Origin of the sequence: Ruthenibacterium intestinale (assembly GCF_040096265.1) — a bacterium.
Lineage (GTDB): Bacteria > Bacillota > Clostridia > Oscillospirales > Ruminococcaceae > Ruthenibacterium > Ruthenibacterium komagatae.
The window spans coordinates 15,622-28,394 of sequence record NZ_JBBMFA010000090.1 but is presented as its reverse complement, the minus strand read 5'-3'; the positions used below and the strand labels follow the sequence as shown (position 1 = coordinate 28,394).

General features: G+C 62.2%; 11 protein-coding genes and 1 pseudogene. 7 read left to right on the top strand and 5 right to left on the bottom strand.

Features of this window, described 5'->3' with window-relative positions; translation table 11 throughout:
- Window positions 1-28: 28 nt before the first annotated feature.
- Window positions 29-487, top strand: coding sequence for a spore coat protein (locus WMO24_RS08265; RefSeq protein ID WP_349215962.1), 459 nt, complete (start codon window positions 29-31; stop codon window positions 485-487).
- Window positions 488-556: 69 nt separating this feature from the next.
- Here the strand turns inward: WMO24_RS08265 and WMO24_RS08260 are convergent.
- Window positions 557-2,221 (bottom strand): annotated as a pseudogene (locus WMO24_RS08260) (ATP-dependent metallopeptidase FtsH/Yme1/Tma family protein).
- A 145-nt stretch (window positions 2,222-2,366) separates the two neighbouring features.
- Window positions 2,367-2,888 carry a TetR/AcrR family transcriptional regulator C-terminal domain-containing protein gene (locus WMO24_RS08255; protein WP_349216001.1) on the bottom strand — a complete coding sequence of 174 codons (522 nt, stop codon included), beginning with the start codon at window positions 2,886-2,888 and terminating at the stop codon, window positions 2,367-2,369.
- Between the two features lie 544 nt (window positions 2,889-3,432).
- Here WMO24_RS08255 and WMO24_RS08250 point away from each other — a divergent pair.
- From WMO24_RS08250 to WMO24_RS08225, 6 genes are all read left to right on the top strand, one after another.
- Window positions 3,433-4,419, top strand: coding sequence for a bile acid:sodium symporter family protein (locus WMO24_RS08250; protein WP_349215961.1), 987 nt, complete (start codon window positions 3,433-3,435; stop codon window positions 4,417-4,419).
- Between the two features lie 156 nt (window positions 4,420-4,575).
- Window positions 4,576-6,141, top strand: a complete 1,566-nt coding sequence (locus tag WMO24_RS08245) for an HlyD family efflux transporter periplasmic adaptor subunit (RefSeq protein WP_349215960.1) — start codon at window positions 4,576-4,578, stop codon at window positions 6,139-6,141.
- A complete protein-coding gene (locus WMO24_RS08240; RefSeq protein WP_349215958.1) occupies window positions 6,138-6,848 on the top strand; it encodes an ABC transporter ATP-binding protein in 711 nt (236 codons plus the stop codon). Before WMO24_RS08245 ends, WMO24_RS08240 begins: the two co-directional genes overlap by 4 nt.
- Window positions 6,835-8,133, top strand: coding sequence for an ABC transporter permease (locus WMO24_RS08235; protein ID WP_349215957.1), 1,299 nt, complete (start codon window positions 6,835-6,837; stop codon window positions 8,131-8,133). Before WMO24_RS08240 ends, WMO24_RS08235 begins: the two co-directional genes overlap by 14 nt.
- A gap of 75 nt (window positions 8,134-8,208) precedes the next feature.
- The gene (locus tag WMO24_RS08230; RefSeq protein ID WP_349215955.1) at window positions 8,209-8,901 is read left to right on the top strand and encodes a response regulator transcription factor; all 693 of its coding nucleotides are present in this window, start codon (window positions 8,209-8,211) and stop codon (window positions 8,899-8,901) included.
- A complete protein-coding gene (locus WMO24_RS08225) occupies window positions 8,885-10,477 on the top strand; it encodes a HAMP domain-containing sensor histidine kinase (protein WP_349215954.1) in 1,593 nt (530 codons plus the stop codon). Before WMO24_RS08230 ends, WMO24_RS08225 begins: the two co-directional genes overlap by 17 nt.
- A gap of 111 nt (window positions 10,478-10,588) precedes the next feature.
- Here the strand turns inward: WMO24_RS08225 and WMO24_RS08220 are convergent, their stop codons facing one another.
- From WMO24_RS08220 to WMO24_RS08210, 3 genes are all read right to left on the bottom strand, one after another.
- Window positions 10,589-11,212 carry a class I SAM-dependent methyltransferase gene (locus WMO24_RS08220; protein WP_349215953.1) on the bottom strand — a complete coding sequence of 208 codons (624 nt, stop codon included), beginning with the start codon at window positions 11,210-11,212 and terminating at the stop codon, window positions 10,589-10,591.
- A 90-nt stretch (window positions 11,213-11,302) separates the two neighbouring features.
- On the bottom strand, window positions 11,303-11,779 hold the full coding sequence (locus WMO24_RS08215) for a hypothetical protein (RefSeq protein WP_349215952.1): 477 nt from the start codon (window positions 11,777-11,779) through the stop codon (window positions 11,303-11,305).
- Window positions 11,776-12,663, bottom strand: coding sequence for a LysR family transcriptional regulator (locus WMO24_RS08210; protein WP_349215999.1), 888 nt, complete (start codon window positions 12,661-12,663; stop codon window positions 11,776-11,778). The genes WMO24_RS08215 and WMO24_RS08210 overlap by 4 nt, the downstream gene beginning before the upstream one ends.
- Window positions 12,664-12,773: the final 110 nt, after the last annotated feature.

Genomic DNA, 12,773 nt, shown 5'->3' with positions numbered 1-12,773 from the left:
AACGCAAACCCTGAAAGGAGAAACCGTCATGAACTGGACCCAAAAGGAAAAGAACTTTTTGAAAGATCTGCAAAACGAGGAAAAACTGTGTGTACAGAAATATCACAAAGCCGCTGAGGCTGCCTGTGACCCCACCCTGCGCCAGATGCTGCACAAACTGGAACAGGCCGAGCAGAACCACTGCGACACCGTTGCCCAGATGATGGACGGCAAGGTGCCTGCCCAGGCGGCCAAGGCGCAGAACAGCCGCCTGCCCTCGGAAAAGCAGCTGAAAGCCAACACCACCCGTGCCCAAAAACAGAGCGACGCCTATTTGCTGAGCGATTTGCTGGCCACGGAAAAATATGTTTCCGGCGTGTACAACACCGCCGTGTTCGAGTTTAACGACCCAGCCGCACGCCAGGTGCTGAGCGCGCTTCAGCAACAGGAGCAATGCCACGGAAAAGAACTGGCAGCCTATATGCAGGCCAACGGCATGAGCTGCTGACCGGCTTTTGAACAGGAAACCCCCGCCGCTTCCGTCCGGAAGCGGCGGGGGTTCTTTGTTTTGCGGGGCTCACCGGTCCAGGATCTGCATGAACTCCTCGCCGGTGATGGTCTCTTTTTCGTACAGATAGCGCGCCAGCTCGTCCAGTTTTTCCCGGTTTTCGGTGAGGATGGCGGCGGCCTTTTCGTGCTGTGCCTTCACCAGCGCCACCACCTGCCGGTCGATCTCGGTCTGCGTCTCCGCCGAGCAGGTCAGCGAGGAATCACCGCCCAGATACTGGTTGTTCACCGTCTCCATGGCGACCATGTCAAAGTCCCGGCTCATGCCGTAGCGGGTGACCATGGCGCGGGCCAGCTTGGTGGCCTGCTCGATGTCGTTGGACGCGCCGGTGGACACGGTGCCGAACACGATCTCCTCGGCCGCGCGGCCGCCGGTATAGGTGGCGATCTTATTTTCGATCTCCTCTTTGGTCAGCAGATAATGATTGCCCTCGTCCACCTGCATGGTGTAGCCCAGCGCGCCGGAAGTGCGGGGAATGATGGTGATTTTCTGCACCGGAGCGGAATGATTCTGCCGGGCCGCCACCAGGGCATGGCCGATTTCGTGATAGGCCACGGTCCACTTTTCCTTGTCCGTGAGGATGGCGTTTTTCTTCTGGTAGCCTGCGATGACCACCTCGATGCTCTCCTCCAGATCGGCCTGGCTGGCGCTGCGGCGCCCGCAGCGGACCGCCCGCAGCGCCGCCTCGTTGACGATGTTGGCCAGCTCTGCGCCGGATGCGCCCGAAGCCATGCGGGCGATTTTGTTGAAGTCCACGTCTGCGTCCACCCGCACCTTTTGGGCGTGGACCCGCAGAATGGCCTCGCGCCCCTGCTAATCGGGCAGCTCCACCGGCACACGGCGGTCAAACCGGCCCGGCCGGGTCAGGGCCGGGTCCAGCGATTCGGGACGGTTGGTGGCCGCCAGAATGATGACGCCGGTGTTGCCTTCGAACCCGTCCATATCCGTGAGCAGCTGATTCAGGGTCTGCTCGCGCTCATCGTTGCCGCCCAGCTGGCCGTCACGCTTTTTGCCGATGGCGTCAATTTCGTCAATAAAGACGATGCAGGGCGCTTTTTCTTTTGCCTGCTTGAACAAGTCCCGAACTTTGGAGGCACCCATGCCCACGAACATTTCCACAAATTCTGAACCGGAAATGGAAAAGAACGGGACGTTGGCCTCGCCGGCCACGTCGGAAAACTTGATGCCTTCGGACGATTTGACATAGATTTTCGCGTTGGACTTGCCCAGGCCGAAGGACATGGCGTTGCTGCCCCCCGCCCGGTCCATCATCTTTTTGGAGAGCAGCTGCCCCACGGCGATGAACACCACCAGCGGCAGCACCCAGCTGAGCAGGAACGAGAGAATGGGCGAAGTTTGCTGGATCTCTTCTCCGGAGAAGGGCACGCCCGCTTCATGCAGGCGATTGGTCAGGTCCGGGGCGCTGACCATGGCCGTTTTATACACCCGGGTCTCGTCCTTGTCGGTGAACAGAATGCGGTTGTTCTGCTGCTGGATCTCCAAACGGCCGATCTGCCCTTCTTCGGTCATGGTGAGAAAGGTGCCGTAATCCACCTCCACGATCTGCCGCTGCGTCAGCATGGGCAGCGCCAGCAGGTTGAACAAAAACAGGATCAGCAGCATGATCCCATAATAGAACATCAGCGGTTTTTTGGGTCGTTTTACTTCATTGATCCGGGGTCCTCCTTACCTGCGGCCGCATGCCGCATCTACCTGTGTTTATAGCAGAACGACCCGGTGTTTTCCACTGGCGGATTGGCCCGCGTGTATAAACAGAAAACCCGAAGTGTCAAAAAGTGTGACACTTCGGGAATTTTGTTTATCCAAGAGTGAGCTGTGCAGACAGAAGGCGATAGATGCGGTCCGCCAATGCATCGGGGTCCGTATCCCTGCGGTGCAGGCCGTCCAGCATCAGGCCCACAACGCCGCTGGCGTAAAAACACAGCACTGCGTCGGCATCGGCAGCAGAAAGCATGCGGTCCGGCGCGCGGCGCAGCATCATCTGCGCCAGATAGTCGCTCATGGTGCGCACCAGAAGGCGCTCGATCTCCGCCCGGCGCCGGGAGGCCATCAGACGGTCCACCCAATCCTGGTTTTCCAGCCCCTCCCGCACCAGAGAACGAATGGCGCTCTGCGGGTCCGGCGCGGCCAGGCTGCGGGCAATGCCCTGGGCCAGCACCCTTTTCTGCTGCCATTCCACCACGTCCATAATGTCCTGAAAATGATAGTAAAAGGTCTGCCGGCTGATGCCGCAGCCGTCCACCAGCTCTTTCACCGTGATCTTGTCCAAACTTTTGCGGCGCAAAAGCGCATTCAGCTGGTCGGCGATTTTTTCCTTCATATCCACGGGCACGGATTCTCCTCCTCTCTGTGCTTCATTGTAACAGAACGCGGGGCGGCGCTTCAAGCCCGCGCCCGGGCGTTCTGTGGAACCTTACAAAAATGAAACGCAAAAACTGTGCAAAAAGTGAAAAAAGCAATTCTGCCCGTTGACTTTTGCCGCCTGCGCTGTATAATGTGTGTAATGTTTATCACAGTAAAGCGTTGACGAGGTCCAGTACGTCGGAAACTCCGCGCCAGAGAGCTGCCGGGTGGTGCAAGGCAGCGGCGGGGCCCGCCGGAAACATCCCCTCCGAGCAGCAGGCTCAACCGCCCTTCGGGGCCAAGTAAGCTGTGCCGGCCGGCAGCCGTTATCCTGCCGCCCCGTCGGGTTTGTCCCTGCGGGAGCGAGTGGTCCGGTGTGCACCGGGCAAAAAGAGTGGTACCGCAGAGCGTCTTTTCAGGCCTTTGTCTCTTGGTTCAGGAGACAAAGGCCTTTTTGTTTTGGCTGGCACCGGCCCCGCGGCGGGCCGGGTTCAGAATAGATACCTTGGGAGGAACGAATCATGGAAGTACTGAAAAAAGTAAGCAAATTCGCCGGCAGGTACATGGCGATCATTGTGCTTGCCATTGCGGTGTTGGCCTTTTTTGTGCCGGAGAGCTTTCTCTGGGTGGGAAAGGATTACAACGCCTTTACCCGCATTGTCACGGTAAACAACCTTTTGATGGTGGTCATGTTCGGCATGGGCCTGACGCTGAAGCTGGAGGACTTTAAAGTGGTGTTCTCCCGCCCGAAGGACGTTCTGGTGGGCTGCGCGGCGCAGTTCGTCATTATGCCTCTGCTGGCCTTTCTGCTGACCAAAGTGTTCCCCCTCAGCCCGGAGCTGGCGGTGGGCGTGATCCTGGTGGGCACCTGCCCGGGCGGCACGTCCTCCAACGTGATGACCTTCCTGGCCAAAGGCGACGTGGCCCTGAGCGTGGGCATGACCGCCTGCTCCACGGTGCTGGCGCCCTTCCTGACCCCGGCGCTGACCTATCTGTATGCCCATGAGACCGTGACCGTGAACATGGTGGATATGTTCATGAGCATTGTGAAGATCGTCATCATCCCCATTGCGCTGGGCTTCATCATCAACAAGCTGTTCGGCAAATTCACCCAGGCAGTGGTGGAGATCCTGCCGCTGATCTCGGTGGTGGCCATTGTGACCATTGTGGGCGCGGTGGTGGCGCCCAACGCCGAAAAACTGTTCGCCAACGGCATTCTGATTCTGACCGTGGTGATGCTGCACAACCTGCTGGGGTACGCCCTGGGCTACTGTGTGGGCAAGCTGCTGCACATGAGCGACGCCAAGTGCAACGCGGTATCCATTGAGGTGGGCATGCAGAACAGCGGTCTGGCCACCAGCCTGGCGGGCACGGTGTTCCCGGACCTGGCGCTGGCCACGGTGCCGGGCGCGCTGTTCAGTGTATGGCACAACATCTCCGGCTCCATTGTGGCCAACCTGATGGCCGCTGCCGCGGAGAAAAAAAGCGCCGCCAATGCGGTGAAATAACGCTCTGAAAAAGGACCGGCACCCCGGCGCTGCGCGCGGGGTGCCGGTTTTTTTGCTCTTTTTTCAAACCTTTACAAATCTTAAGGCGGACGTAAAGGCGGCGTAAAGGTAGGCGTGTTATGCTGAACCCAGAGCCGAAAGAAAGGAAGAGCTGTGATGAAAAAAACGATTTTGCCTGTTCTGGCGCGGCACAAGCGCCTGACCGCAGCCGTACTGGCGCTGGCCGTGGTGCTGGCGGCGGGCGGCGGCGCCTTTGCCCTGCTGCACCGCAAAGGCGGCGATGCAGGCGACGATTTGAATTATGCCCGCACCGTGACCCTGACCAAGGGCGAACTGACCGAGTCGGTGAACGTGTCGGGTCTGGTGCAGAGCGCCCGGGTTTCCTCGGTGACCACATCCCTGACCAGCAAGGTGGTGGCCGTGAACGTGAAGGTGGGCGACGTGGTGAAAAAAGGCGACGTGATCTGCACGCTGGACGACACGGACATCCGCCGGGCCATTCAGGACAAGGAAAAGGAACTGAGCGGCGAAAAGCAGCAGCTGAAGGACGCGGTGACCAAGGCCGCCGACGCGCTGTCCGCCGCCAAACGCGCCCGGGACACCGAGCGCCAGACCCAGGACGTGCGCGTGAACGAGGCCACCGCCCAGCGGGACAAGGCCGCGGCAGCCACCCAGGCCGCCCTGCCCGCCTACAACGACGCACGCACCCATTACGACACCATGATGAAGGCCGTGGCCCCGGCCGAGAGCGCGGCCGCTGCGGCCAACGCCGCCCGGCAGACCGCCTATGACAGCTGGATCGCCGCGGGCGGTGCAGCCGAGGGCGACGCCTATGCCGCCTACCAGGCCGCGGAAGAGCAGGCGCGGCAGGCGGACACCGCTTTGGCCGACGCCCGCGCTTTGTACGAGTTTGAGCGCTACGCCGGCGAGCTGGAGCGCGCCCGGCAGACCTACGACGAGGCGTCGGCCCGGCAGGTGGAGGCCCAGAGCGCTTTGGAGCAGGCGGCTGCCGCCCGCACCCAGGCCCTGAACGCCTGCGACCAGACGGTGAACAGCGCCATCGCAGACCTGCAGCAGGCTGAAAAGCAGGAAAAGCGCGGCGTGGCCGACGCGGCTCTGGCCGATTTGAAGAAAAGCCTGGAGAGCACCGTGCTGCGGGCGGAGACCGACGGCAAGGTGACGGAGCTGAAGGTGAACGTGGGCAGCATCTGCAAAGGCGATGTGGCGGTGATCCAGGCCACGGACGATCTGATCGTGTCGGTGACCATCCCGGAATACGCCATTCAGAAAGTGCAGGTGGGGCTGGCCGCCTCCATCACCAGCGACGCCTCGCCCACGGCGCTGCGGGGCAAGGTATCCCGCATCTCCCCCACTGCCGGGTCTTCCGGCGAGGGCGGCAATGCTTCGGCGGGCTTTTCGGCGGACATTGCCATTCAGGACCCGGAGAACATTTTCATCGGGGCCAAGGCCAAGGCGGAGATCATTCTGAACCAGAAAAAAGACGTGTACACGGTGCCGCTGGACGCGGTGCAGCCCGACGGCGACGGCATGGACGTGATCCAGGTGCGCCAGCCGGACGGCCGCTTTGCCCCGGTGCGGGTGCAGACGGGCATGAAAAACGACTACGCGGTGGAGATCAGCGGCGCGCAGCTGACCGACGGCATGGAAGTGCTGGCGGACGCCAGCACCCTGCCCGACGCAGAAGGCGGTGGCACGCCATGAAGCCGCTGATCGAGATGCGGGGCATCGTCAAAACCTACAACGTGGGCAAGGAGAACGAACTGGAGATTTTGCACGGCATTGACCTGACGGTGTGGCCCGGGGAGTTCGTGGCCATTGTGGGCGAAAGCGGCAGCGGCAAATCCACGCTGATGAACATCATCGGCGTGCTGGACAAGCCCACCCAAGGCACCTATGTGCTGGACGGCACGGACGTGCGCACCGCCGGGCGGGACCAGATGAGCGAGGTGCGCAATCGGAAGATCGGGTTCGTGTTTCAGAATTTCAACCTGATCGCCCGCACCACGGCCCAGCGCAATGTGGAGCTGCCCATGCTGTATGCCGGGGTGCCCGCCCGCGACCGGGAGGCACGGGCCACCCAGCTGCTGCGCCGGGTGGGCATGGAGCAGCGCCGCTTTCACCAGCCCAGCGAACTGTCCGGCGGGCAGAAGCAGCGGGTGGCCATCGCCCGCAGCCTGGTGAACGACCCGGCCATTCTGCTGGCGGACGAGCCCACCGGCGCGCTGGACTCCCAGACCAGCCGCCACGTGATGGACATTTTTCACGATCTGCACCGGCAGGGAAAGACCATTGTGCTCATCACCCACAGCCGGGAACTGGCCGACGAATGCCCCCGGGTGATCACCCTGCGGGACGGGCGCATTCTGGCAGATCAGCGCAAGGAGGGAACCAGCCATGCCGCTTTCTGAAAACGTGCGCCTGGCGCTGGGCAGCCTGCGGGCCAACAAACTGCGGGCCCTGCTGACCATGCTGGGCATCATCATCGGCATCGGGGCGGTGATCGCCATCATCACGGTGGGCGACTCCCTGTCCGGGTCTGTGGAACAGGAGATGGCCAGTCTGGGCGCCCGGGACGTGACCGTGAGCGTGACCCAGAAAGACGACCCCTTTGCCAATGTAAATTTTGACGAACTGGACGCCGGCGAACAGGACGCTTTGTTTGAGAACTTTGAATACCGCAGCCCGGAACCCTCGGACCTTCTGACGGGGGAAATGCTGGAGGATTACCGGGAAAAATTCGCCGACCAGCTGAAGGCGCTGGTGGTTCGGGAAGAGCTGGGCAGCATCACCGCCACCAACGGCCGCTTCAAGGCCGAAGGGCAGCTGCTGGGCGTATCGCCCGACCAGGCGGTACAGGCCAAGCTGCAGCTGCTGGCCGGGCGGTTCCTCACCGACCGGGACGGCGCGGACGGCCGGGCCGTGGCCGTGGTCAGCGACCGCTTCGTGACCCAGTATTTCGGCAGCCGGGCCAAGCCCGCCGACGCACTGGGAAAAAGCTTCCGCACGGATGTGAACGGCATTCCCCTGCGGCTGTACATTGTGGGCGTCTACCAGCACAAGCAGGAGGGACGAAGCAAACCCACCTCCACCGAGGTATATATGCCCGTGGACAGCGGCGTGCGCCTGCTGCAGCGCACCCCCGGCTACCAGACCCTGACCCTGCAGACCAAAGACGGCGTGGAAAGCAAGCCCTTCATGGAGCGCACCCGGGCCTACTTTGGCAGCTATTACGCCCGCAACCCCTATTTCACCGTGTCGGTGTCCAGCCTGGAAGAGGCGGTCAAGTCCATGGACAAGGTGATGCAGAACATGAAGCTGGGCATCAGCGCCATTGCGGCCATCAGTCTGCTGGTGGGCGGCATCGGCGTGATGAACATTATGATGGTATCCGTCACCGAGCGCACCCGGGAGATCGGCGTGCGCATGGCGCTGGGCGCCAAAAGCCGGGTGATCCTGCTGCAGTTCATTGTGGAGGCGGTCATCATCTGTCTCATCGGCGGGCTGATCGGCGTGGTGCTGGGCGTGGCCGTGGGCAGCGCCGGAGCCGTGGTGATGAACTATCCGGTGCGGCCTTCGGTGCCGGCGGCGGTGGTGGCGGTGGCCTTTTCCATGGCCATCGGCGTGTTCTTCGGGTATTATCCGGCCCGGCGGGCGGCTCTTTTGGACCCCATTGAGGCGCTGCGCTACGAATAGGCCTTTTCATGGGGCGGGCGCATCGTGTACAATGAAGGTGCGTTCCCCCCTATTTTTTCTGCGAGGTGGTTTTTCATGGCATACACCATTCTGGTTGCCGAGGACGATCAGGACATCACCAATCTGATGCGGCTGTATCTGGAGAGCAGCGGTTACAAGGTGCTGTGCGCGCCCGACGGCGCCGCCGCTCTGGAGCTGGCCCGCACCCACCCTGTGGACCTGGCGGTGCTGGACATCATGATGCCCCGCATGAACGGGTACGAGCTGACCCGCAGCCTGCGGGCCATCAGCAGCATGCCCATTTTGATCCTGTCGGCAAAAAACGCGGACAGCGACAAGATCCTGGGGCTGGAGCTGGGCGCGGACGATTACCTGACCAAACCCTTCAACCCGCTGGAGATCATTGCGCGGGTGAAGGCCAACCTGCGCCGGTTTTACGAACTGAACCAAAGCCCGGCGCCGGCCCCCGCAGTGGTGGGCCCGCTGCGGCTGGACCCGGGCGCTTTGTGCGTGACCAAAAACGGTGTGTCCATTGCCCTGACGCCCACCGAGTACAAGATCCTGGCCTGTCTGATGAGCGCCCCCGGGCGTATTTTCACCAAGGTACAACTGTACGAGGCCGTCAGCGGTGCCTGCTTTGAAAGCGACGAAAACACCATGATGGTGCACATCTCCAAGCTGCGGGACAAGATCGAGGACGATCCGCGCCGCCCGCGCTTCATTATTACCGTGAGAGGGTTGGGATACAAAATTGAAGCTGTGGAGTAAACGTTCCGGATATTTTCATACACTGCTGCGCTATTTCGCCGCGTTCAGCCTGCTGCTTCTGGCCGCGGGAGCCCTGCTGCTTGGCTGGGCCATGCACGACAGCGCCAGCGCCATCACCCTTGTGTCCCAGCGGGACCTGGCTGAGTACGACACCCTGCTGCGCCAGGGCCGGTACGACCGGTTCCCGGTGGACAAGGTGCTGGGCGAGGGCGGATACATTCAGGTGACCGATTCAAATGGCCGGGTGCTGTACACCCAGCGGGAGGGCGGCGGCGATTTCACCCCCGACGAGCTGGCCTGTGTGCCCCTTCACCAGCAGGGGGTGTACCGCTCGGTGAGCCGCTGGGAGAGCGCCCAGGGCGAGATGACCCTGGTGGCCAGCGACGCCATGTCCGCCAACGACTACCTGCTGTCCCAGGAGCCGCTGATCCTGCGGCCGGACGGGACCATCGCCTACGGCTCCATCCCGGGGTATTCGGGCGGTGCGCTGGACGGACGGGCCTACGGCTACCTGACCCAGACCCTGCCGGAAGACTATCTGATCTGGAAGCACCCCTTTACCGGCGAGGACGGAGAAAGCCGCTGGCTGATCCTGTATGAAGCGGAGTCCCTGCCTTTGGGCGGGACGCTGGGCAACATCTGGCTGCGCACACTGGTGCTGTTTCTGCTGGTGTACGCAGTGGTGCTGGTGGGCATGACTCAATGGCTGAGCCGCCGGGTGAGCCGCCCCCTGAACAAGCTGAGCCACGGGCTTTCGGCGCTGGCGCACCAGCGGTCGTACCACCCCATCCAGTACCGGGGGCCGCGGGAATTTGAGGAGATCTGCCAGGCATTCAACCGTCTGGCCAGCCGCCTGCAGGAGAGCGAATTGCAGCGCATTGCGCTGGAGCAGAACCGCCAGAAGCTGCTGGCGGACATCTCCCACGATCTGAAAACGCCCATCACCGTGATCCAGGGTTACGCAAAGGCCGTGCGGGACGGGCTGGTGCCGCCGGAAAAGGTGCCCGACTATCTGGACATCATCCAGCAGAAGGCCAACCGCCTGACGGACCTGATCGAATCGTTTCACGAATACAGCAAGCTGGAGCACCCTCAGTTCACCCTGCACACAGAGCCCATGGACCTGTGCGAAGTGCTGCGGGAATATCTGGCCGACAAGTACAGCGAACTGGAACTGGCCGGCTTTGTGCCCCAGATCGACATTCCCGAGGAGCCGCTGCGCTGCGCGCTGGACAAGACCGCCTTTGTGCGGGTGCTGGAAAATCTGGTGGGCAACGCGCTGAAGCACAACCCCGCCGGCACCCGGATGCTGTTTTCCCTGTCCCTGCGGGAGGGCCAGGCCCGGCTGCTGATCGCGGACAGCGGCACCGGCATTCCCCTGGACCTGACCGAGCGGATCTTCGACCCCTTTGTAGTGGGGGATGAGGCCCGCACCACCCGGCAGGGCTCCGGGCTGGGGCTGGCCATCAGCCGCAAGATCGTAGAGGCCCACGGCGGTTCCATCTGCCTGGTGCAGCCGCCCCACCCGGGCTGGGGCGCGGAATTTGAAGTACTGCTTCCTTTGCTTTCCTCCTGACAGAGGGCGGTTGCCCCCCGCCCCCTTCTTAAAAGCAGCGCCGACTGCCCCCGGCGCTGCTTTTTTCTTTGAAACACAAAAAGAGGACCTCCCTTCGGAGGTCCTCTTTTGTTACGGTTTGCGGCCCGCCACGGTGTACACAAAGCCCTTGATCTTCCAGTGACCCTCCACCCGGAACCCGTTTTTCTCCATGCGCCGGGCCACGGCACGGCGGCTTTCGGTGTGGCAGTCGCCGCTGTTCATCAGCCGGAACAACAGGTGGTTGTCCAGCCAGGCGGCCGGGCCGCCCACCCCCGTGTCCGACAGAAGATACAGCCCGCCCGGCCGCAGTACCCGCAGCGCCTCGGCCATGGCTTTGTCCGGATAGGGATAGTGATGAAAACTCTGGATGCAGCACACCACGTCAAAAAAGCCGTCCTCCCAAGGCAGCCGGTCCGCCGTGCCCTGCACAAACGACGCACCCGGAATGTTCTTGGCCCGGGCCACGGCCACCATGTTTTCGGCCAGGTCCAGCCCTGCGTACTCCGCCGGGCGCTGCCGGGCCAGCAGCTGCAGCAGATGCCCGGTGCCGCACCCCACGTCCAGCAGCCGCCGGTAGGGTTTGTCCCGCAGGAAGGCCGCCGCGTCCTGGCAGCTGAGCTTGGCCGGGCCGGAATAATACACCGATGTGTTGCGGTCGTACTGCGCCGCCTGCCGGTTGAAATGCGCCCGGCTCAGCGCCTCGTAGTCTTTCATGGTCGAACCTCCTTCTTTGGTTAGTTGTAACTAACCTATGGGCTCAGTATACCCGCTTTTCCACCCCGGGTCAAGGGGGCATACGCCCCCTCACCGGTACAGGTCCGGATCCGGCTCGAAGGGAACGGGCTCGGGGTGCAGCTTTTGAAAGCGGCCCACCGCGTCGGTGAGCACGTCGTACAAATCGTCCTCCACACAGGCCACGCGCTCCACGTCCCACCCGTCCAGCGGGCAGTCGTTGTCGTACCAGGTGGCGGCATAGCGCCCGCAGTCCTGAAAGTGCGCCAGGATGCGGGTGTACAGCTGCTTTTCCTCTTCGCTGTAATAGGGCAGGCGGCACAGGCACACCTGTACAAAGTCGCAGAAGAAGTCAAACTGCTCGTCCCAGTTCCGGTTCCCGTTTTCCTGCGCCTCCCAGCGCAGCTTTTCAATGCGGCGCAGAAGCTCCGCCTGCAGAACCGTCGACTGGCCTGCGTCCGGCACGCAGGTTTTCCACAAAAAGCTGCACTCCGGGTCGTATTGGGGCGTATGGCGCAGCGCCCGCAGCTGCCTGTCCTGTTCGGTCATGTTGCATCCTCCTTCACACAGGTTTGTAAAATGGACAAAAAACGCTTCAGGGGCGCGTTGCCCCGCAAGGTTTTGTAATGGGCGCCGAAGGAAAGGCTCTCCATGCCCTCCACGGGGATGTAGCGCAGATCCGGCAGGCGCACCCGGGGAATGTCCGGCATGAGGGCAAAGCCGAACCCCGCCCGCAGCAGCGTGACGGTGCCTTCGTACCCGTCGGTGAACAGCACCCGGGTCATGGAATGACGGTGCAGCACATCGCCCTGGGCGTGGAACACCGCCTCGGGGCCTTTGTGGGGCGCGCAGACCACCATCTCCCCCTGCAGCTGGTCCTGGGTGAGGCTGGTGTGCTGTGCCAGGGCGTGGTCATGCCCGCACACGCACACAATGGGGCAGCGCACCAGCTCCTGAAAAAGCGTGCCGCTTTTTTTGCGGGACGGTGAGCGAAAGCCCAGCATCACATGAATGTTTCCGTCCTCCAGCAGGTTGGAAAGCGATTCAAAGGGAATCAGCCGCACCTCCGGCTGCAAATCCGGGTATTCGGCCCGCAGGCGGCGCAGGGCCTGGGGCAGAAAGTCCATCTCCATCTGATTGTGACAGCCGATGCGCAGCGGCAGGCTGATCTGCTGTTCCGCCTGGTGCAACCGGGCCCGGGCCGCGCCGGCCAGGTGCAGAATGCGGTCCGCCGAGGGCAGGAACTGGGCGCCCGCCGCCGTCAGCTCCACATTGCGGCTGGTGCGCACAAACAGCTGCGCGCCCAGCTCCGCCTCCAGCGCGGAGATCTGGTGGCTGACCGCCGGCTGGCTGATGCGCACGGCCTCGGCCGCTTTGGAGAAGTTTAAATATTCCGCCACAGCGAGAAAACATTCCAGCTGCGTGGTGTTCATTTCGCTCACCCATTCTATGAATATCAATTCATCTTTTTTATAGATTATAAGAGATTTGTATTTCACTTTCAAGTGAATTTGCGGTATAAAATGATAAGGGTCCGAATGAT